General features: G+C 38.7%; 22 protein-coding genes. 12 read left to right on the forward strand and 10 right to left on the reverse strand.

Annotation, left to right across the window (positions count from 1 at the left end; genetic code table 11):
- Positions 1-142: 142 nt before the first annotated feature.
- Entirely contained in the window at positions 143-655 is a 513-nt protein-coding gene (locus H9Y05_RS12850; protein ID WP_216714517.1) for a DUF421 domain-containing protein, read from the forward strand.
- Positions 656-681: 26 nt separating this feature from the next.
- On the opposite strand, the gene H9Y05_RS16480 is transcribed toward H9Y05_RS12850, so the two are convergent.
- Entirely contained in the window at positions 682-816 is a 135-nt protein-coding gene (locus H9Y05_RS16480; RefSeq protein ID WP_262890178.1) for a hypothetical protein, read from the reverse strand.
- A gap of 221 nt (positions 817-1,037) precedes the next feature.
- Between H9Y05_RS16480 and H9Y05_RS12855 the strand changes: the two genes are divergently transcribed.
- Both H9Y05_RS12855 and H9Y05_RS12860 read left to right on the forward strand, forming a co-directional pair.
- Positions 1,038-1,322 (forward strand): hypothetical protein, encoded by a 285-nt coding sequence (locus tag H9Y05_RS12855; RefSeq protein ID WP_216714518.1) that lies wholly within the window; start codon positions 1,038-1,040, stop codon positions 1,320-1,322.
- 258 nt (positions 1,323-1,580) lie between these two features.
- Positions 1,581-3,434, forward strand: a complete 1,854-nt coding sequence (locus H9Y05_RS12860) for a hypothetical protein (protein WP_216714519.1) — start codon at positions 1,581-1,583, stop codon at positions 3,432-3,434.
- Positions 3,435-3,534: 100 nt separating this feature from the next.
- Here H9Y05_RS12860 and H9Y05_RS12865 read toward each other — a convergent pair whose 3' ends face one another.
- Complete coding sequence (locus H9Y05_RS12865; RefSeq protein ID WP_216714520.1) at positions 3,535-3,900, reverse strand: hypothetical protein; 366 nt, start codon at positions 3,898-3,900, stop codon at positions 3,535-3,537.
- A 214-nt stretch (positions 3,901-4,114) separates the two neighbouring features.
- On the opposite strand from H9Y05_RS12865, the gene H9Y05_RS12870 reads away from it, so the two are divergent.
- Entirely contained in the window at positions 4,115-4,423 is a 309-nt protein-coding gene (locus tag H9Y05_RS12870; RefSeq protein ID WP_216714521.1) for a hypothetical protein, read from the forward strand.
- A gap of 992 nt (positions 4,424-5,415) precedes the next feature.
- Positions 5,416-6,171, forward strand: a complete 756-nt coding sequence (locus H9Y05_RS12875) for an HNH endonuclease (protein WP_216714522.1) — start codon at positions 5,416-5,418, stop codon at positions 6,169-6,171.
- A 16-nt stretch (positions 6,172-6,187) separates the two neighbouring features.
- Here the strand turns inward: H9Y05_RS12875 and H9Y05_RS12880 are convergent, their stop codons facing one another.
- Genes H9Y05_RS12880 through H9Y05_RS12895 form a run of 4 tightly spaced genes read right to left on the reverse strand, consistent with a single transcriptional unit; the run spans position 6,188 to position 8,653 of the window.
- On the reverse strand, positions 6,188-6,466 hold the full coding sequence (locus H9Y05_RS12880) for an HU family DNA-binding protein (protein WP_216714523.1): 279 nt from the start codon (positions 6,464-6,466) through the stop codon (positions 6,188-6,190).
- Between the two features lie 11 nt (positions 6,467-6,477).
- Positions 6,478-7,134 carry a hypothetical protein gene (locus H9Y05_RS12885; RefSeq protein WP_216714524.1) on the reverse strand — a complete coding sequence of 219 codons (657 nt, stop codon included), beginning with the start codon at positions 7,132-7,134 and terminating at the stop codon, positions 6,478-6,480.
- Positions 7,135-7,148: 14 nt separating this feature from the next.
- Complete coding sequence (locus tag H9Y05_RS12890; RefSeq protein WP_216714525.1) at positions 7,149-8,198, reverse strand: ParA family protein; 1,050 nt, start codon at positions 8,196-8,198, stop codon at positions 7,149-7,151.
- A 29-nt stretch (positions 8,199-8,227) separates the two neighbouring features.
- Positions 8,228-8,653, reverse strand: a complete 426-nt coding sequence (locus tag H9Y05_RS12895; protein ID WP_216714526.1) for a helix-turn-helix domain-containing protein — start codon at positions 8,651-8,653, stop codon at positions 8,228-8,230.
- 250 nt (positions 8,654-8,903) lie between these two features.
- On the opposite strand from H9Y05_RS12895, the gene H9Y05_RS16485 reads away from it, so the two are divergent.
- Both H9Y05_RS16485 and H9Y05_RS12905 read left to right on the forward strand, forming a co-directional pair.
- Positions 8,904-9,104: a SymE family type I addiction module toxin gene (locus H9Y05_RS16485; RefSeq protein WP_216714536.1), complete on the forward strand. Its 201-nt coding sequence runs from the start codon at positions 8,904-8,906 to the stop codon at positions 9,102-9,104.
- A 55-nt stretch (positions 9,105-9,159) separates the two neighbouring features.
- Complete coding sequence (locus H9Y05_RS12905) at positions 9,160-9,621, forward strand: hypothetical protein (RefSeq protein ID WP_216714527.1); 462 nt, start codon at positions 9,160-9,162, stop codon at positions 9,619-9,621.
- On the opposite strand, the gene H9Y05_RS12910 is transcribed toward H9Y05_RS12905, so the two are convergent.
- On the reverse strand, positions 9,602-10,000 hold the full coding sequence (locus H9Y05_RS12910; RefSeq protein ID WP_216714528.1) for a hypothetical protein: 399 nt from the start codon (positions 9,998-10,000) through the stop codon (positions 9,602-9,604). The two genes, H9Y05_RS12905 and H9Y05_RS12910, sit on opposite strands and share 20 nt — an antisense overlap.
- Before the next feature lie 308 nt (positions 10,001-10,308).
- Between H9Y05_RS12910 and H9Y05_RS12915 the strand changes: the two genes are divergently transcribed.
- From H9Y05_RS12915 to H9Y05_RS12925, 3 genes are read left to right on the forward strand one after another with little or no spacing between them, the layout of a single operon-like run.
- Positions 10,309-11,796, forward strand: a complete 1,488-nt coding sequence (locus tag H9Y05_RS12915; RefSeq protein ID WP_163491344.1) for an LptF/LptG family permease — start codon at positions 10,309-10,311, stop codon at positions 11,794-11,796.
- Positions 11,793-12,998, forward strand: coding sequence for a glycosyltransferase family 4 protein (locus H9Y05_RS12920; RefSeq protein WP_216714529.1), 1,206 nt, complete (start codon positions 11,793-11,795; stop codon positions 12,996-12,998). Before H9Y05_RS12915 ends, H9Y05_RS12920 begins: the two co-directional genes overlap by 4 nt.
- A 5-nt stretch (positions 12,999-13,003) precedes the next feature.
- Positions 13,004-14,158: a glycosyltransferase gene (locus tag H9Y05_RS12925; protein WP_216714530.1), complete on the forward strand. Its 1,155-nt coding sequence runs from the start codon at positions 13,004-13,006 to the stop codon at positions 14,156-14,158.
- Positions 14,159-14,164: 6 nt separating this feature from the next.
- On the opposite strand, the gene H9Y05_RS12930 is transcribed toward H9Y05_RS12925, so the two are convergent.
- The 3 genes from H9Y05_RS12930 to H9Y05_RS12940 form a co-directional block, all read right to left on the reverse strand.
- On the reverse strand, positions 14,165-15,118 hold the full coding sequence (locus tag H9Y05_RS12930; RefSeq protein WP_216714531.1) for a transglycosylase SLT domain-containing protein: 954 nt from the start codon (positions 15,116-15,118) through the stop codon (positions 14,165-14,167).
- Between the two features lie 104 nt (positions 15,119-15,222).
- Positions 15,223-15,858, reverse strand: coding sequence for a GldM family protein (locus H9Y05_RS12935; protein WP_216714532.1), 636 nt, complete (start codon positions 15,856-15,858; stop codon positions 15,223-15,225).
- Between the two features lie 40 nt (positions 15,859-15,898).
- Positions 15,899-17,341, reverse strand: a complete 1,443-nt coding sequence (locus H9Y05_RS12940; RefSeq protein WP_216714533.1) for an aldehyde dehydrogenase — start codon at positions 17,339-17,341, stop codon at positions 15,899-15,901.
- A gap of 186 nt (positions 17,342-17,527) precedes the next feature.
- On the opposite strand from H9Y05_RS12940, the gene H9Y05_RS12945 reads away from it, so the two are divergent.
- Entirely contained in the window at positions 17,528-18,448 is a 921-nt protein-coding gene (locus H9Y05_RS12945; protein ID WP_163491332.1) for an NAD-dependent epimerase/dehydratase family protein, read from the forward strand.
- 6 nt (positions 18,449-18,454) lie between these two features.
- Positions 18,455-19,729, forward strand: coding sequence for a serine hydroxymethyltransferase (locus H9Y05_RS12950; protein WP_163491330.1), 1,275 nt, complete (start codon positions 18,455-18,457; stop codon positions 19,727-19,729).
- The last annotated feature ends 158 nt before the right edge of the window (positions 19,730-19,887 follow it).

A 19,887-nucleotide genomic window follows, 5' to 3' on the forward strand; every position in this document is an offset into this window, starting at 1 on the left:
GATGTCCTCGAGGGCACATCCTTTTGTTTTTAGCAAAATTAGGTAGTGGTAGAGTTGGGTAGTAGCCTGAACAGGTGCAAGAATGATGAAGCGCGTGTGCCAACAATTGATTTTTTATTTATACTCGTATAAAATAAAACGTATGGATCCACTGGTAGATGTTACATTGAGAAGTCTTGCTGTTTATGTGTTCATGCTATTGTGTTTGAGGTTGTTCGGTAAAAATCAATTATCGCAATTGAATGCCGGCGATGTGATTTTATTATTACTCATTTCCAATGCGGTTCAGAACGCAATGGTAGGGGAGAACACAACTTTACAGGGAGGTTTGACAGCTGCTTTTGTGTTATTTGTTGCTAATTTTGTATTAAAACGATTGCTCTTCAGAAATACCCGCATCAGAAGTTGGATAGAAGAAGATCCCCGCATTCTTATAAAAGATGGTAAATTAGATACGTATATGCTTCAAAAAGTTGAAATTACCCCGGAAGAAGTATTGGAAGTTGTGCGGGAGCATGGTGTGGAGCACATTGAAGAAGTAAAACTGGCTGTGTTGGAGGTGGATGGGAATATTAGTGTTATTTCATTGGATCACAATCAACAAACACATTATACGCATCATAAAAAACGACTGAGGAGGCGGTTTCGGAATTAATCAGAAATAGTTTCGATTATACACGTTTACGACTTTCTGTTCATAAACTCTTTATTGGCTGCATTTCTGCCAGCCAATTTCCCAACCCAAAAACCAAATAAAAAGATGAGTGCAAGGAAGCTAATTACAACAAGTATTTCAGTTATTCCAAATTTTCCCATGATAGTATGTTTTTTTGATAAAGATAATTAATTCTGATTTTCGTAACGCTCACATCTATAAAACACGTATAAATACCTGATTTTTAAGTTGAGCTTAAAATAGTGGGTTAAAAATGATGTGTCAATCAAAAAAAATAGTTCATTTGTACAATTGCTAACTTTTAGAGGCATAACCAACTGCTTAACCATTTTTCACGCTGTACTATACTATGCTGAAAATTATGAAGACTTTTGGAGACTACTTAAATTACCTGGAATCTGATTTTGCTGAAAAAACAAACGCTTTCCTGATTGCTGATCCTGAAGAGGACCCTCGGTATTTTTATTTTTATGATCAGCAGATCACTGATTTTGAATGCAAAAAATCTGAATGGCAGACTGCTAAGAAGCGGTACTATTGCTTTAAATTGTTTATCTATCAAAACAACTTTACATTGGATCAGGAGATTTCAATGGAGTTGATTGCTGAGCATGAGAAAAAATACCCGCAGTTGGCCAATGTGTGATGAATATGTGTTTATGTGTCTGATTTTAAATTCATTTTATCAGAGAAAAGAAGGTGTGCTACCATTCTTTCTGAGAATGTAAAATTTGAACTTTGGTATTGGTATTCGATGCGTTTGAAAATAGGGGATTCTGAAAGGGAATGTTATGTTAAATAAAAAAGTGCATAATAAGATCGCTTTCAGGTATTATTTATGAGGGGGATTCATATTGATTGCGATAAATAAAATAGAAGTATATTTGATTGTATTAAAAACGAGATGTTCTCAAATTATATCTATACCGCAATTATTTTTATCTGTTCACTATCCAATTGCCGGGGACAGAAAGCAAGTACCGATCCTTTTAATTATCTGGTAGACAATGCTTTTTTCTTTGAAAATGGCATTCACAGCTATTCAGAAAACGGGAAATATGGTTTTCAGTATAAACATCATCGGATAACTGACCCTGTTTACGATACACTCTTCAAGTTCGGGAAAGACTTTTGTGTTGCGAAGCGCGATACCGTCTACATCTTGCTGGACAGAAATCTGAAATCACGGTTTTATCAACCCATCCGTTCCGTTGAAAAATGGTATAATACAGAAAAGAGTATATTTGTCATGACTGCTCGCTCTTTCAAGGGTATTTCGTATGAATATACCACTGGTAGCGCAGATGATTGGAAGCTAAAAAGCACACCATTCTCATATTATTCTCCACCATATGATACACAGGATTATAAAACGGATTCTCTTGATAATGTCGATTTATTCCCTGAAGCAACTTCTCCACGGCTTGGATTGATGTACACGACATACGGATCGGAAAAACCTTATTGGAAAATTTTGTGTGCGGAAGGACAGATGAAATTTTTCCCTATAAAGGGTGAGGCATTTATACGTAACAGACCAGGAATGGTTTTTAAGGACTATTATGGAGAATCGCTGGTAGAATACCGGGATTATGAGACGAATAAGACAATGATTATTAATGAGCGAACGGAAGAGATCATTCTCCCTCCCGATTCAATCGTAACGTACTATAAGTATCGCCTTGGTGCTTTTTTTGAGAAAGGACAGTTGTATTTATACAAAAATAATTATAACCATAATGGGATCACTGAACGCATTTCTGTGTATGATGCAAAAGGTCAGTTGCTACACACAACTACACCTATTAGTATTCACAAAGACAAAAATACACTTATACTTGATCCTTATTTTCGCACTATTGAGGAAATAGTACGATTAGAATCAAAGAGACATCCCCATGTTTATATGATGTATTCACCCATAGACGGAACTACGATTCTAAAAAATGGAGTTTTATGTGACCAGTCTGGAAATTATCGTTTGTATTATTCCACTGATGAGAAACAATTCTTTCTGTTGCATGACGGCCGTGTTATTTATTCGTTTCCGATGAAAAAAAGAATATATACCTGGATGGATGCGTTTTTTGATGATAACTCGTTGTCAAATGAGTTGATTGTCATTCATAGGCGTACTCACAAAGAAGTGCCGGTTGAATCTATTTTACTGTCGTCTTCAGGAAAAATTTTAGATAGAACGAGAGACGGTTCATATCAAGTGCATTTGAGTATTGATCAGAAAGCGATAGAAGTGCTTAGACAAACAGATTCAGCAGGTGTTGAGCTGGCAATTTACACTCCGGAAACAGAGCAGCTGTATTGGGTGCCGTTCCGTAAACCAGACCGAGATGTACGTGTGTTTACAGCAAATGTGATTCATTATTCCGGGAGTGATGGCGAACAAAGTTTTGAAACACGAGATGGAGAAAGTATATTAGAATTGGGAAAAGGGACTGTTTCTGCCACCGAATTGAAGACAAATCATTTTTTAATTGTAGCCCATACAGATGGGAAGAGTGCCATCTATAACAGTAATTTCAAGCAAATCTGTGACAACTGCAGTATTCGTTCAGTGAATGATAAGTACCTTATTTTTGCATTGTTCCGAGATCCGAAAAGTGACTTGTTTGAATTGGTTGACGAATCCCTGACTCCGATCAGTAATCAACGGTATCGTGCTGCATTGGGGAAAACCGGAAAATTAATTGCGGTGTTGACAGAAGCCAATGAAATTGAGTATTTGAAGGTAGGGGAGTAGTGCTGATTTAATTTAACTGTAACCATAGAAACACGCTCATTAACAAATAACAAAACCCCATATACGATTTGCATACGGGGTACTTTTGCTTCTGTGGTGATTAAACGGTTAATCCGATAGGAGGGGTATTCCAAACCAATCCTTCTCCGCTTTCTGATGGAACACTGTCGTATTCAGCTCCATTGAAATTCACTTTGAATCCTTGTGGGCCGCCCCAGTCAAGACCAAGAAATACTACGCTATAATCTCCGTTTGCCAGATAGACATCGTAACTTCCGGATAGTGGATTATTCACACCATTGAGAACAATCGGTCCTGTGTATTGTCCGGGTTGGATATTAATGGTAACATCAACACTGTTGTAGTTTCCGCTTAGGATGCGCATCAGTTCAAAACTCGCTCCCCATTGGTAAGCAATAATAATCAGTTCATTGTCACATGCTGTGACCTTAATTGTGTTAGACATCGTTTTCAATTTTAGTTCCCCTTACTCTTTTGGATTTTCAGGTAACTCCTCCTGTGTTTCAACCGGACAGGTCACGGTTCTGAATTTCAGTTTCACCTTGGCCATTACAAAGTTGCTGTTGTTTTACGTCTTATTTCAGAGAGGAAATACCGGTTCTCAGATACGCGTACTTCTTCTTGCTTTCTTGAAAATACCGGGTATAAATGAGGTGTGGATGGGTGTTGTTTATTTAGCCACAGTGTATATCGGCAAGACAAATTACGTTGCTATCCCCAAATATTATTGGAATAAAGAACTCCGGGAAAATCTGTACGTTGCCTTGGTATTGTTTATGGATGAACACGAACCGATATTTTACCTGATTCCATCCATTGTGTGGAGCACACCGGATGAATTATTTACAGATAGCGACGATTATTCCCGGAATAAACCATCCTGGGGCATCAATATTTCAAAAAATACAATTCCAATATTGGCAGAGAAATACTGGTTTAATAACATTATGTTAAATAGAAAGTCTTAAGTTTTTACACGGTTTTTATACGGCCTTGATGCATGAGCGTTAAGAAAATGGACAGCGTGCAGCGTTAAGAAATGCAAACTGTTTGAGCGTAGCGAGTTTTTGCATTTTAGCGGAACATAGTCCATTTTTAGCGGAAGGCATCACAGCCTTGATTTTTTGGTTCTTTTGCATCAAGGCAAAAGAATGAATCAAACAACCTCGTGAACGCCGGCAAAGAAAAATGCGGGAAATAAAGCCTTTAATAAGGCACATTCGCATTTTTTGCATGCCAGTGAACACCACAAATAAAAATATTTTCCCTGTGCGTTGGCAGAAAAAATGTTAAATGCCGCGGAGCCTGTGTGGTGGCTTTGTACAGCAAAATTTAATGTGTAGGTTTTTAAAAGACACATTGAAAATTTTGCAAGCAAATTGTGTTAGCTGTGCGGCTATTTATACATAACGTCTAATTATAGGACAAAATACGGAGCCGGAGTTTTATTTGCTCGTATCGAAGACGTGAACCTTTATTTACCCGCAGGGCAAGCGACGCAGGAGCGCAGACATAATATTACATTATAGGAAAAGTCATTTTGTCCTATAATGTATTGCGTTATGTTAATATAGCTTAGCTTATTTAATTTTTTTAGAAAGGGGGGAGAAGAGAAATTTTTATTTCATAAATAACTCCATGTAAGGGTTGAAATTGTGGTTCACTTTAAGCAATTTCCAACCTTTACATACCTCTGTTTTCTACGAGAAATAGGTAAAGCCTGTGCGCGGGCTTTGCAGGGTGGGTGGCTTTACTTATTTTGAGTGCGTGAGGGATAGCAGCGGCATCCTTTTGTGAGGTACGAACAAAAGATATAGCGGATAGCCCGACCCCTGCCCAGCCAAAATCAATTTAAAAATAGGGCAGGGGGCACGCCCTAATGATACTGAATGTGCCTTAACTTAAAGTATTTTTCTAAAAAAGTTAAATTTGTAAGATTCAGTTTATAGTTAAAGATATTATGAGAAACCCCAAATGGCATAGAGACGAAATTATTCTTGCTCTTGATTTATACTTTGATTCTAACCGAGGTACTATAGAAGCAAGAAATCCTAATATTATTAGGCTATCTGAAATATTAAATCAACTACCAATTTTTTCAAACAAGCCTGATAGGGAACGTTTTAGAAACCCCAACGGGGTTGGTTTAAAGCTATCTAATTTTCTTGCAATTGACCCTTCGTATCAAGGTAAGGGAATGAATGCGTATAGTAAATTGGATAAAGAAGTGTTTGACGAATTCTTTAATGACAGGCAAAAATTGATAAATATTGCAAGTGAAATTAAAAATATAATTAAAGATGATAACCTAAGACAAAGTCTATATAAGATTGAAGATGACGAAAATACGGAAACAGATGAAGTGAAAGAAGGGCAGGTATTGTACAAACTCCATAAACATAGGGAACGCAATAAACAGATAGTTGTTTCCAAAAAGAAATCAGTATGGAATGCTACGGGGAAATTAGCCTGCGAGGTCTGTGGTTTTGATTTCTACCAAACATATGGAGATTTAGGTTGGGATTTTATTGAATGCCACCATAAAAAGCCTCTTTCTGAATATCAAGCAGGAGATAAAACTAAAATTGAAGATTTAGCAGTTGTATGTGCCAATTGTCACAGAATGTTGCATAGAAAGATTGGAGTATTAACTGTAGAACAATTAAAGAAGAAAATTAAGATATACCAATCGCCACACAGCGGAGGGAAGCTCTGATTCTACTAAATGTGCCTTACTTCTTACTGACATTTCCTGCCAGTTCGGAACCGGCTTTGAAGCGGATTTTCTTTTTGGCTGCAATTTGTAGCGGTTCTCCGGTGCGGGGATTGCGCCCCATCCGGGGAGCAGATTCCTGTACTTCAAAACTGCCGAGGTGGGGGAGTTGGATGCGTTCTCCGTTTTGGAGTGCTTCGGCAATGATGGTAGTAAGAGCTTCCAGGTTTCTTTTGGCTTCCGCTTTGGTGGTTTGGGTGCGTTCTGCCAGGCGTTCGATGAGTTGTTGTTGGGTCATAAAAATATGATTTACTTTCTAAACCTCTCATATTTAATTGAATTCTGAAGGTTTTTATAATTTATATATTCTTTGAGCCATAATCCTTTCTCCGAAACGGTCTCATTTTTATTATTTTCAAGATTTATAATTAATTTATTAATTTTTTCACAATCTATTTCACCAAGATTTGTACTGTGCAAAAAATCAATTATTTTATAATTATTATCACATGCAATGTACTCTAAATTAATACTTTGAGATTTTAGTAATTCATAAAGATCATCAGAAATTAAAACTCTGGGGTACTTTGCTAATTTACTTTCTATACCATATGCGTCTATCAACGCTGAACTAAACAAAAAATCTTCTTTATAAAAATGTTTGCCATAAGTTATCCCACCTCTTATTAAAATACCGTTTAGCAATAGTTTTAATTGATATTCAGCTATAAGTTTTGAAAAAGAATGGAAAGCATCTACATTATAAGGTGCGGAGACAATTATTGAATCAGAAAATTGAATTAATGTAAAATCTAAATTTTCATATTTCAATTCGTTGGTTTCTCGATGAAGTTGAATTAACTTTTGAAAATATTTTTCTTCTCCTGCAGGACCTTCCAAATCAGATTTTACCATACTTGAATATCCTAAAATATCAAGGAACGCAACAAAGTAATAGTTTAGCATAAAATCAAATCTTGTTATATTCGATCAATAATTTGAGTAAATAATGCTTTAAACTCATTCATTCTTCTGACAGCATCATCCCACGTCCCACCTCCCCACTGACCACCTCTTTCTGTAATTGAAGCGGTCATTTTCTGCTCTATTGCATATACAGGTATACAAAATTCTTGCATTAAAGGGGCTAAACTTTGAAAGTCAGGGATTGAAGGAGTTGAAATTGTATCTTTGGTTAACCCATTAGTTAAATCATTAGCATTTGAATATTTTTTTAATACAGGAAATAAATTATCAATTACTGCTTTGGGAAGCCTGTCCATCCATAATTTATAGCCAGGTTTAGGTTTTCCTTTTAGTAACTTATAATGCTGGGGAATCGCTCCTAAAAATTTAGGTTTCCCGTCTTTCACAGGTAAACCTAATGTTATAAAATCTTGTACAATTTTATCATGCTCGCCAATCCATCTATCAATTATCAGAGATAAAGTCTTTATCGCTTGTATATTAAATCTATCTGGAGCAACAGGAACGAAAAAACCATCGCATGCAAGAAAACAACTACGCGTAAGAGATCCCGAACTTGGGCCTACATCAATAAAAATATAGTCAAATTTGTTTCCTTTTCCATATCTTGTGAGAAAGTCTCCAATTGCAACATAAGTTCTTTTTTCATGAATTTTTGTTGAGAATCTTTGTTGATGGGCTTCAGAAAGAGCATCTTCAATACTACTTAGTTGCACATCTCCTCTTATTAGATAGAGATTTTCTTTCACTTCAATGCTTTTAATAGATTGTATGTCTACTTCTGGTATATCACCACTTATTCGAGGTAATAATACATTTAATAGAGTTGTTCCGGGTATTTCATTTTCCTCTCCTGTAGCCTCCATACGAGCATCATATTCGGCAATTAAATCTCCGATAAGTAATTCCGTAATATTACATTGCGGATCAGCATCAACAACTAAAACTTTTTTACCCATTTCCGCTAATAAATGAGCAACATTAAACGTTGTTGATGTTTTTGAAACGCCTCCTTTGTGATTATAAAATGTTATTATTTGCATCCTGATAATATTAATAAATAAATTATAAATTATTTCCCAATCAATTGCTCCAACCGCACCATCATTTCATCCTTTTCTTTCAACATCCGTTCATACAATGCAATTTTTTCTTCGTGCAATTTCTTTATTTCTTCAATAGGATTGATGTTGAAAATTGGCTTTGAATTTCCAATATAAGCGTCTTTCTCAATATTAAATGTATTCGCAATCACATTCACCGCCTGTTCCTCATCAAAATTTTCAATCGCTTCCACGGGGATTTTTAATGCATCAGAAATTTGACGCAAGAGGTTGGCTTCAATCGTTTCCTTTTGCTCCAACAGGGAAACTTTCTGCTGGTTCCAGTCATCGCCCAGCTCGTAAGCCAGTGCATCCTGCTTGATGCCCAGCATCTCGCGGAAACGTTTTACATTGCGGCCCTGGTGTATTTTCGGGTTGTTGGTGGTATGTGTCATAGTTCAAAAATAACAATTTCTACAGATTATAAAAAGCAGTCGTTGCAAATGTTTAAAAACAAGATAGTCATTTGTTTATTGGTATTGGCTTCTCCACAAAAATAAACAAACAATCACTATTCTAAAGACAGGTAAAAAACACAAAACCTTTTGTAAGATACATTCCCTGTAAGTGGGATACAAATCCCCGTTGGGCAACCTTTACCAAAACAAAAAACACATCGCTATGAAAAGTTCCAACATACGCCGGATGAAAGTTTATGATAAGACCCTACAGCGAAGACAAAACTACCAGTATGAAAGATATAATGTAACCTTTCCCGAAATCCGGCTGATGGGTCGGTGGCTTCAGGAATGCGGGTTCAGTCCCGGACAGGAAATCGAAGTTTCCACCGAAGCTAGTAAGCTCACCATTACCATAGCTCCGGTGCGTAAAAATGAAACGCGGTAACAGGTAATTTGAAAAAACAACTAATTTTAAGGATGTAAATCCATTCTTATAACAAATGAAAAATGATTGGTCGGCATTTACCACGCTCCAGTTCCAAAAATATGCGGAACATTATGTAAAGATGAATTTCATTGCTGCCCACTGTGCCATTTACGAAGATGCAGGCGGGAGTAGGGGAGTGGACTTCGTGGTGAAAAACGAGAAAGGGCAATATGTGGACATTTATTTAGCCACAGTTTACATCGGGAAAACAAATTACGTTGCCATTCCCAAATATTACTGGGAAAAGGAACTCAGGGAAAATCTGTACGTGGCATTGGTATTATTTATGGATGAGCAAGAACCTATTTTTTACCTGATTCCATCCATTGTTTGGCGTACACCCAACGAACTATTTATAGACAGCACCGATTATTCCCGGAATAAACCATCCTGGGGCATCAATATTTCAAAAAATACCATCCCAATACTGGCAGAAAAATACTGGTTCGAAAAGATTATGTTAAATAGAAAATAGTATTACCGTTGAAGTTGGGGCGTGCGGTGGCCCGGCAAAAATGCGGGCCGAGCGTGGGTGTGAATTGGCTTTTAGGCCTGAGCAGCCGTAATGCGAGGGCCGTTAAGAAAGCCAAGAGCGCGTGGCAGCATATTTTTGCCTTGATTTTTTGGTTCTTTTGCATCAAGGCAAAAGAACGTATAGACAAGCTCGTGAGCGCCAGCATAGAAAAATGCGGAAAAAGCCTGTAAGGCACATTCGCATTTTTTGTATGCCAGCGAACGCCACGAAATAAAAATTTTCTTTCTCTTGTGCGTGGGCAAAAAAAAAAATTAAATGCAGAGGCTGTGCGGTGGCTTTGTGCAGCAAAATTTAATGTGTAGATTTTTAAAAGACACATTCAAAATTTTGCAAGCAAATTGCGTTGGCCGTGCGGCTATTTATACATAACGACTAATTATAGGACAAAATACGGAGCCGAGACTTTATTTGCTGAATTTCGAAGACGTGAGCCTTTATTTACCCGCAGGGCAAGCGAAATGCAATGGAGCGCAGACATAATATACATTATAGCGACAAATCATTTTGTCCTATAATTAATATTATGTTAAATAAAAACAATGACAAAAAACCTCCATTCAAAATACAATCCCCTCGAATCCTCCCCGTTTGAATTGTATTCACTAACTTTGGCTGAAAATTGAACTTTTGAAACGACTGTCCGTTTTTAGTATTCGTTCCTTTACAGGTCCCTTTCTGGTGACCTTTGCTATTTCTATGTTTATTCTCATCATGCAGTTCTTCTGGAAATACATTGATGATTTGATGGGAAAAGGAATTGAAACGATTTACATCCTGGAATTGTTGTTTTATGTTTCGGCGAGTTTAATTCCCTTGGCGTTGCCCTTGGCCATGCTGCTGTCGTCGATTATGACAATGGGAAATTTGGCAGAAAACAATGAATTAACAGCATTGAAAGCGAGCGGTTTATCGCTGTATCGGATTATGCGTCCGCTGACCATGATTGTATTGATCATTTCCCTGGCGACATTTTTATTTGCCAATTATGTGATTCCTGTGGCGAATTATAAATGGCACTCCTTAATTTATGACTTCCAGAATACGAAAATCGCATCCATTATTGTTCCCGGAGTATATACAAAAGAACTGGAAGGATATGCCATTAAAGCGAATACAAAAAATGAAGACGGGTCATTTGAAGGAATTACCATTCACGATAAAACGACACCAAACGAGCTCAAAACCGTAAAAGCCGAGAAAGGAACATTGTTTAAGTCAGAAAATGGTAAACACCTGTTTTTTAACCTGAAAAACGGTGTGATTATTGAAGAAATGACGATACAACCTCCTGTTTATGATGTGAATGGCGTGCGACAATTAAACAATACATACAAGCGAGAAACACGACGATCTACCTTCGATCAGGCAACCTATAAAATTGATTTGGTCGGCTTTACAATGAGTCGCGGGGATGATGAAAGTTTTAAAGATGATTATGAAATGCTGACTGTATTTCAGATCAGTGCAGCCATTGACTCCGTGAAGAAGAAAGTAAATTCCACACAAGGTGGTTTTGTTGCAACAATCAAGAATACACATGAATATTTCCAGGGAATTAATTACCGGAAACTGGTAGATTCACTACACGTAAAAAGTAACGATACGATTACACAGCGGTTAGACATTACCAAAATGACGGGATCCGAAAAAAGTAATTTCCTGGCAAATGCACTTCAAAAAGTAGACTCCCGCATTGCGACATTAGATACACAAATTGAGTACATGAACGGGGTGACAAGAAATTCCAATAAATACTGGGTTGAATTTTACAGGAAATTCGCATTGACCTACGCAATCATTGTGTTGTTTTTTGTTGGCGCACCACTCGGTGCAATTATCCGGAAAGGAGGATTCGGAGCTCCGGTTGTGATTGCTGCATTGTTATTTATGCTCTATTTTGTTTTGATCACGATTGGAGAAAGTTTGGTGGATTCCGAAGCGGTAAGCCCGTTTTGGGGCATGTGGTTCTCCTCGATTGTCCTCACTCCAATCGCATGTATTCTCATGTACGCAGCAGCCAATGATTCACCGTTGTTCGAAAAAGAAACCTGGAAAAGTATGTTTGGTTTTCTACGGTTTAAACGAACAAAAAAACACGCTTCAACGAACGCATGAGAATCTTACACCTGACGTATCGTGTTCCTTTTCCTGCCAATGACGGTGGGTCAATTGCCATTTCAAATATGATTCTCGGATTGAGCCAGAATGGTTGCATCCTGGATGTGGTGGCAATTAATACCCCGAAGCACAAGCAGGCAGAAGCAACGGAAAATAGAACTTACAATCAATACAATGTGTTTGTAGATACAAACATCTCTGCACTTAAATTGATGAAAAATGTAGCGTTCGGAAGCATTCCTTACAATGTAGAACGATTTTATTCCAAAGCAGTAGCTGATCAATTGAAAACCCTATTGAACGAACATCACTATGATTTCATTCAACTGGAAAGTGCATTTACAGCATTGTACATGGACGATATTCGAAAACACACCGATGTTCCCGTAATTATCCGGACGCATAACATCGAATACCTGATTTGGGAACGATTGTCCGTGCATGAGAAAAATCCGTTAAAAAAAATGTTCTTCAAGCATTTATCAAAGCGACTGAAGAAATTTGAAACCGTTTATTACAGCAAAGCAGACGGAATTGCATCCATTACAACAGATGATCGCTTGAGAATGTTGGAAATGGGTGTCACCTCCCCTATCTCAGTTGTTCCGGCAGGAATCGTTCTGGATAAATACGTGAAATACAAAGGAGATCGCGGAAAACCAACGACAATTTTCAGTATTAGTTCACTCGACTGGATGCCCAATATCGAAGGGTTGAAGTGGTTTTTGAAACAAGTATGGCCGCAAGTCACAGCAGCAAAGCCTGAATTAGAGTTGCACATTGCCGGAAAAGCAACGCCTCAGTGGTTGAAAGAGCTGAACCAAAAAAATGTGGTTGTTCATGGATTCGTCGATGATTCCGTTGCGTTTATGAATGCCTATCAACTGATGATTGTTCCCCTGCTCTCAGGAAGTGGAATGCGTGTGAAGATCATAGAAGGATTTGCATCCGGAAAATGTGTGATCAGCACATCGGTTGGAGCGGAAGGAATCCCCTACACACATGAAGAAAATATTGTAATTGCTGATACGGTGGATGAATGGGTAAATGCCATTACATCCTTGTTGGAAAAGGACGAAAAACGAATCGCAATTGAGCAAAAAGCACAAGAACTGGTGTGTCGTGAATTTGAAAATAAATCCGTGACCGGAAAAGTGATTGAATTGTATTATCAGATCAAGGAAGATAGAAGTAAGTAATGGAGATGGATGGCAAAAAGAAATTAGTAATTGTTTTATCCCGTTTTCCATTTCCTCTGGAAAAAGGCGATAAATTGCGATCCTATTACCAGATAAAGGAATTATCCCGCAACTATTCCATTCATTTGATTGCCCTGAGTGATGCGCCTGTTGAAGAAAACAGCATCCGGGAACTGAAGAAATACTGTGATTCGGTTTCTGTACACCAATTGAGTAAAATTTCTATTTTGTTCAACACTTTTATCGCGCTTATCGGGAAAAAACCGATTCAGGTGGGATATTTTTTCAATTACGCAATTTACAAAAAAATCACAGCCAGTTTGAATGCGATTCGACCGGATCATATCTTATCGCAATTGATTCGCACCACAGAATACACAAAAAATTATCACCACTGCCCGAAAACACTGGATTACATGGATGCATTGTCCAAAGGAATGGAACGTCGGATTGAACGTGCGCCCTGGTATAAAAAATGGTTCTTCAAAACCGAATACCGTCGCTTGCTGATCTACGAACGCGTGATGTTTGATTATTTTGATAAGAAAACCATCATTTCAGAGCAGGATAAACGCTATATTTTTCACCCGGAACGGGAAAAAATCATCTGCGTGCCGAATGGTATCGATGAACATTTTCTGGAACCCGTTCTCAGTGAAAAAAAGTACGATTTTGCTTTTGTCGGCAATATGAACTATCCTCCGAATGTGGAAGCCGTTCTGTTCATTATCAATGAAATATTGCCTTCTTTTCCAAACGGAAAATTACTGGTTGCCGGAGCAACACCGCATCCGAAACTGATCAAAGCTGCAAAAGAGAATCCGAACGTGACCATTTCCGGATGGGTAGACGATATCCGGACAGCGTATGCAAGCGCAGAAATTTTCTTTGCTCCGATGAAAACGGGTACTGGAATGCAGAATAAACTCCTGGAAGCAATGGCGCTGGGATTACCATGTGTTACAACATCATTAGCCAATAATGCAATTGGAGCCATTCACAATAAATCGATTATTGTTTGTGACACAAATGAACAAATGATTCAACATTTGAAGGAATTGATGCAAAATCCTGAATGGAGAGAAGAAATAGGAAGTGCCGGAAAACAATTTGTTCGTGAACGTTACAGCTGGGAAAAAGCAACGCAGCACCTGATTTGATTCCCCTTATTCTTTATTGGTCATACACGCATGGACATAATCACTGTTTTCATGAACCAATTCATGTAAAATCAACTGAGAAGCCAACGCCAACTGTGTGTAATTTTGTGAATTGTTTCCAAAATTAGCTGCTGTTGTCTGCCACAAAGCGGTGATTAATTCCTGTCCGCCCTTTTTAGGTGCAATTTTATCTACTGCTGCTGCAACATTCAATGCTCCCGCATGATAAACGTGTAGTACCAGCAATCGGAACCACAGATCCTGTTCATTGTAGCTCAACTGATGTTTTTGAACAATTTTACGTGCCTCAGGAATACAGATGGTACGAATTAAACGAGATGCTGCATAAGCAGATCTGTCAAAATCCTTACGTTCATCAACTGTTTTATTAACAATTAATCCCTGGTTTCGCGCCACAGCAGGCATCAACTGAAAGGCACCATAAGCCCCCGCCGATGATTTTTTTAGCTGCCCCGGAGATTCAATCAGTAGAATTGCTTGTGCATACCACGGATCAACGTTGTATCGTTCGAATGCCTCCACCCCTTTTGATAAGCTCGGGTAAACATCGGAAAAACGGTAAAAATCATTTTTTCCTGTTGTTACATAAATGCGCTCGGTTGTATCCAGGTTGTATGCAAGTTTGATCGAATCTTTGTAGCGTTCTTTTTGTTCTTCCGTTTGGCTTCTCCATTGAGCAAAAGAAGTAATCGCAATGATTTGTCGCGTCGACGCAACATTAATGATACACGAATCGGGAGAAAGCCGCATGATTTTTTTCCAGAACTGAGGTTGTGCCAGTTCGCTCCATTTATCCTGGTACAACATCGCAGCATCCATCAGAACGCTGGAATTGTTGTCTTTGATAACATCTATTTTTTCATGATCATACGAAGAGGTCTGACTGCATGCAGTAAACGCGATCGTACCGGCTAAGGAAAGAGAAATAAGGATGCGCATGGGTTCAAGAGTTTTAACAGTTGCTGAATTTAGAGATATTTCGTTTAACAACGTTTTTTTCTGTGAATTATTTTAAACAACCGATTTTTAATAAACTGCCGTTATCAGTCAGTTAAGACGAGTTTCAGTTCCGTGGGAATCCGATTATCCATACATGTCGTACACGAAATCTGCACATTTTTGAACCACAATGTATCCCCTGCTTGAAGCTTACTCAGTTTTTTGAGCTGCTTTTCGGAAAAGGCATTTCCAAAAACTTTCAGTTGCGTTTCTTTTCCCTTTGAGGAAATGAGGATCAATTCACATTTAATCACATACATAAACGGAAGCAACGAATGATCCGGATATTCAAGCATTAATCCGGGATTGTTCAACAGGTATGCTTTACTGAGAGGTCCGTTCGGAAGGTCTCCCAAAAACAGCTCAGGAACGGGGATATCCCGTGCTTCTAATTCAAATTGAGTCGTATCATTTGCAGATGTCACCACATCAATGACAATGGATGTGTGCGATTCGTCAGGAACAATATAAAACGTATTCAGATACCGTTCAACCGTGTCATTCTCAATGAGTACACATAGAATGGAATCATTGATAGATGACTGAAATTCCAGCAGGTTGTAAAAATTCCGGTAAACAACAGGTTGACTTGGATCCGACAACGAAGAATTCCGCATTTCCAACTGCGCATGCATCGCATAAGATGACAATAAACAGAAAAGGGCAAAAAAATACTTCATGGACTATTTTTATACTGGGATAACAAAAATCAAACCAACATCAATACCTGATAAATACATTCTTCGGCTCTGTAAAGAATCGCAGGGCTTCCCACCCTCCTTCTCTTCCTACACCGGAAGCTTTCACACCACCGAAAGGAGTTCGAAGATCGCGTACCAACCATTCATTGATCCACACGATTCCGGCATCTACTTTATCTGCCACACGATGTGCACGTTGAAGGTTGGAAGTCCACAACGTTGCACTCAATCCGTATTTAACAGAATTGGCCATCATCAGTACTTCTTCTTCCGTATCAAAAGGAGTAATCGTAACAACCGGTCCGAAAATTTCTTCCTGATTGGTTCTACAATCGTATGCCAACCCCTCAATGACCGTCGGTCGCAAGTAATATCCATTAGAATATGGTGCAGCAAGTGTTTCTTTTTCCCCGCCCGTCAATACGGTACCTCCCTCCTGTTTTGCCAATTCAACATAAGAAAGAACTTTTTCCAGGTGCGGCTTTGAAACCAGTGCCCCCATCCGTGCATCCGGATCGGAAGGAAAGGAAACTTTCATTTTACTGACTTTATCGACAAAAGCGGCTTTGAACTTCTCATAAATAGGACGTTCAATGAAGATCCGGGAACCACACAAACAAATCTGTCCTTGATTGGCAAACGAAGAACGAAGCGTTACTTTCAGCATCTCGTCAAAATCACAGTCTGCAAAAATGATGTTTGGATTTTTACCTCCCAATTCCAGACTTAATTTTTTAAACATTGGCGCTGCGGTACGGGCAATGTATTCACCGGTTGATGTTCCTCCTGTGAATGAAATTGCTTTGATTTGAGGATGCTTGACAATCGCATCTCCGACTGTGCCACCCAATCCGTGTAATATATTCAAGACACCGTCAGGCATCCCCGATTCTTTGATGATTTCGCTCAATAAATACGCAGTGTAAGGTGTCACTTCCGACGGCTTGGCAATGACACAATTTCCTGCCGCCAATGCAGGTGCTATTTTCCAGGAGAATAAGTACAACGGGAGGTTCCATGGAGAAATACAACCCACAATACCGATTGGTTTACGCAATGTGTAATTCACTCCTACCCCTTCCATATAATGCGACTCACTGGCAAAGTGCTGAATTCCTGTTGCGAAAAATTCAAAATTAGAAATGGCACGTGGGATATCAACATGAGCCGCCAATGATAGCGGTTTTCCATTGTCCCGTGATTCTGCAGCAACAAATTCATCCATCCGGCGACGAATTCCGTCAGCAACACGCATCAAACAACGACCTCTTTCTTCAATGGAAAGTGAAGACCATACCGGAAATGCTTTTTTTGCAGCAGCAACAGCATTGTTTACATCCTTTTCATTTGAATTCGGAATCAATGAATAGACCATTCCCGTTGCAGGTTCATAATTATCAATGTAGTTTCCGTCAACAGGAGGAACGGATGCACCATCAATGAAATTGGACAACTTTTCCATAGTATTATTAAAATAAAGTCTTTGTTAATTTTAAGCCTTACAAATATAGCGTTTTATTGTCAAGATGGCATACTGTCAATGAATTCTGAATCGTTCTGTTTTTCACAGGCAGGTTTTCGCTTCATCGTGTTTATTTTCATGAATTCATCCATGAATAATTGTATCTTTGCCGAAATTTATAGAACCATGCGTGTACTCATAACCGGAGGAGCGGGATTTATTGGTAGTAACCTGACAAAGCGATTGATCGAAGAAAATCATACAGTAGTCGTTTTGGATAATTTGCTGAGAGGAAATAAAATTGACACGGAATCTTTTGAAAAAATAACCTTTATCAAGGGAGATGTACGTGATTTTGAAACTGTTCTGGAGGCAAGTAAATCGTGCGACATCATTATTCATTTTGCTGCTGTATTAGGTGTTGATATTGTTGCTGACAATCCTGTTGAAACAATGGATGTGGAAGTCATCGGAACCAGAAATGTTGTGCTGGCAGCCCAGATCAACAATGTAAAGAAAATTATGTATGCTTCTACAAGTGGAATCTATGGTCATTCTGCCATTGGGAATGCGCTTACGGAAGAAGTACTTGTGGATCCTAGAACATCTTATGCAATGGCAAAACGTTACAACGAAATTTACCTGGCTTCTCACCACGAAGAAAAGGGAATTGATGCCATCGCGGTACGTTTTTTCAATGTGTACGGATACAATCAGGACAACAGGATGGTAATTCCCCGTTTTTTTGAGCAAGCAATCAACAACGAGCCGATTACAGTATTCGGAAGTGGAAAGCAAACACGGGATTTCACATACATTGACGATACTGTCGAAGCATGTGTGAGATTGATGGATGTAAAAGGATTTCACATTGTGAATATTGCCAATGAAAAAGAATGGTGCATCGAAGATTTAGCAACTGAAATTAAAAAGATTACCAAATCTGATTCCGAGATCAGTTACATTGAGGCTCCTAAAAAGCGATACGATTATGAAGTAGAGCGCAGAGTCGGAAGTTCAGATAAATTATTAGCTTTGACCAATTACAAACCGGATACTTCACTGAAAGAAGGGTTGGAAAAAATATACGCGTTAAATTACAAATAATAGAAAATGGTTAGAGATACGGAGATTTTTAAATTAATCGAAGAAGAAAAGCAACGTCAGATCAACGGGATTGAGTTGATTGCTTCTGAAAATTTTGTCAGCGAAGAGGTGATGCAGGCAATGGGAAGTGTGTTAACGAACAAATACGCTGAAGGACTTCCGGGAAAACGTTATTACGGAGGTTGTGAAGTTGTTGACAAGGTGGAACAATTGGCAATTGACCGTTTGTGTCAATTATTCGGTGCTACCTGGGCAAACGTACAGCCACATTCAGGAGCACAGGCAAATGCTGCCGTATTTTTAGCGTGTTTGCAACCGGGAGATAAAATTTTAGGATTTGACCTTTCTCACGGGGGACATTTAACACATGGTTCACCGGTAAATTTCTCAGGTAAATTGTACCAACCGTTTTTCTATGGCGTTAACAAAGAAACAGGGCGTGTAGATTATGATGTGTTGGAAGAAACTGCTCGTCGTGAACAACCGAAAATGATTATCTGCGGAGCTTCCGCTTATAGCCGTGATTGGGACTACGCACGTATCCGAAAAGTAGCAGACGAGGTTGGAGCAATTATTTTAGCAGATATCTCCCACCCTGCCGGATTGATTGCAGCAGGTTTGTTGGAAGATCCGTTGGAGCATTGCCACATTGTCACTTCTACAACACATAAAACATTAAGAGGCCCGCGAGGTGGAGTGATCATGATGCGCCACAATTTTGACAATCCGTTTGGATTAAAGTGGAACAACGGAAATCTGAAATCGATGGGTGCATTGTTGGATGCAGCGGTTTTCCCGGGAATTCAGGGAGGTCCGTTGGAGCACGTTATCGCTGCAAAAGCAGTAGCATTCGGCGAAGCATTGACGGATAACTATAAAAACTACATGAAGCAGGTTCAGAAGAATGCTGCAGTAATGGCGGATGAGTTCATCAAACGTGGGTATACCATTATTTCCGGAGGAACAGATAATCACTCCATGTTGATTGATTTGCGTTCAAAAGGTGTTACGGGAAAAGATGCTGAAAACACATTGGTTAAAGCAGATATTACGGTGAATAAAAATATGGTTCCGTTTGATACGGAGTCTCCGTTCGTAACTTCCGGAATCAGAGTCGGAACAGCAGCAATCACATCTCGTGGTGTTGTTGAGACAGAAATTCCTCAGATTGTTGAATTGATTGATCAGGTGTTGATGAACATTGAAAATGAATCAGTGATCAATGAAGTGAAAACAAAAGTAAAAGCACTGATGGGAAGCAGACCTTTGTTTCAGTTTTAAGAAATAAGTCAATAATAAATGGAAGCACATTTCGGTAACGGGATGTGCTTTTTTAGTGGATGCAGATCGTTTTTTATTTTGCGATATTACGATATTACGATATTACGATATTACGATATTACGATATTACGATATTACGATATTACGATATTACGATA

Source organism: Taishania pollutisoli (assembly GCF_014518315.1).
GTDB lineage: Bacteria > Bacteroidota > Bacteroidia > Flavobacteriales_D > Crocinitomicaceae > Taishania > Taishania pollutisoli.

What these genes read in the sequence shown, in the direction of transcription:
- H9Y05_RS12850 (WP_216714517.1), top strand. Translation starts at nt 143, where the DNA reads ATGGATCCACTGGTAGATGTTACATTGAGAAGTCTTGCTGTTTATGTG.
- H9Y05_RS16480 (WP_262890178.1), bottom strand. Translation starts at nt 816, where the DNA reads ATGGGAAAATTTGGAATAACTGAAATACTTGTTGTAATTAGCTTCCTT.
- H9Y05_RS12855 (WP_216714518.1), top strand. Translation starts at nt 1,038, where the DNA reads ATGAAGACTTTTGGAGACTACTTAAATTACCTGGAATCTGATTTTGCT.
- H9Y05_RS12860 (WP_216714519.1), top strand. Translation starts at nt 1,581, where the DNA reads ATGTTCTCAAATTATATCTATACCGCAATTATTTTTATCTGTTCACTA.
- H9Y05_RS12865 (WP_216714520.1), bottom strand. Translation starts at nt 3,900, where the DNA reads ATGTCTAACACAATTAAGGTCACAGCATGTGACAATGAACTGATTATT.
- H9Y05_RS12870 (WP_216714521.1), top strand. Translation starts at nt 4,115, where the DNA reads ATGGGTGTTGTTTATTTAGCCACAGTGTATATCGGCAAGACAAATTAC.
- H9Y05_RS12875 (WP_216714522.1), top strand. Translation starts at nt 5,416, where the DNA reads ATGAGAAACCCCAAATGGCATAGAGACGAAATTATTCTTGCTCTTGAT.
- H9Y05_RS12880 (WP_216714523.1), bottom strand. Translation starts at nt 6,466, where the DNA reads ATGACCCAACAACAACTCATCGAACGCCTGGCAGAACGCACCCAAACC.
- H9Y05_RS12885 (WP_216714524.1), bottom strand. Translation starts at nt 7,134, where the DNA reads ATGCTAAACTATTACTTTGTTGCGTTCCTTGATATTTTAGGATATTCA.
- H9Y05_RS12890 (WP_216714525.1), bottom strand. Translation starts at nt 8,198, where the DNA reads ATGCAAATAATAACATTTTATAATCACAAAGGAGGCGTTTCAAAAACA.
- H9Y05_RS12895 (WP_216714526.1), bottom strand. Translation starts at nt 8,653, where the DNA reads ATGACACATACCACCAACAACCCGAAAATACACCAGGGCCGCAATGTA.
- H9Y05_RS16485 (WP_216714536.1), top strand. Translation starts at nt 8,904, where the DNA reads ATGAAAGTTTATGATAAGACCCTACAGCGAAGACAAAACTACCAGTAT.
- H9Y05_RS12905 (WP_216714527.1), top strand. Translation starts at nt 9,160, where the DNA reads ATGAAAAATGATTGGTCGGCATTTACCACGCTCCAGTTCCAAAAATAT.
- H9Y05_RS12910 (WP_216714528.1), bottom strand. Translation starts at nt 10,000, where the DNA reads ATGTGTCTTTTAAAAATCTACACATTAAATTTTGCTGCACAAAGCCAC.
- H9Y05_RS12920 (WP_216714529.1), top strand. Translation starts at nt 11,793, where the DNA reads ATGAGAATCTTACACCTGACGTATCGTGTTCCTTTTCCTGCCAATGAC.
- H9Y05_RS12925 (WP_216714530.1), top strand. Translation starts at nt 13,004, where the DNA reads ATGGATGGCAAAAAGAAATTAGTAATTGTTTTATCCCGTTTTCCATTT.
- H9Y05_RS12930 (WP_216714531.1), bottom strand. Translation starts at nt 15,118, where the DNA reads ATGCGCATCCTTATTTCTCTTTCCTTAGCCGGTACGATCGCGTTTACT.
- H9Y05_RS12935 (WP_216714532.1), bottom strand. Translation starts at nt 15,858, where the DNA reads ATGAAGTATTTTTTTGCCCTTTTCTGTTTATTGTCATCTTATGCGATG.
- H9Y05_RS12940 (WP_216714533.1), bottom strand. Translation starts at nt 17,341, where the DNA reads ATGGAAAAGTTGTCCAATTTCATTGATGGTGCATCCGTTCCTCCTGTT.
- H9Y05_RS12945 (WP_163491332.1), top strand. Translation starts at nt 17,528, where the DNA reads ATGCGTGTACTCATAACCGGAGGAGCGGGATTTATTGGTAGTAACCTG.
- H9Y05_RS12950 (WP_163491330.1), top strand. Translation starts at nt 18,455, where the DNA reads ATGGTTAGAGATACGGAGATTTTTAAATTAATCGAAGAAGAAAAGCAA.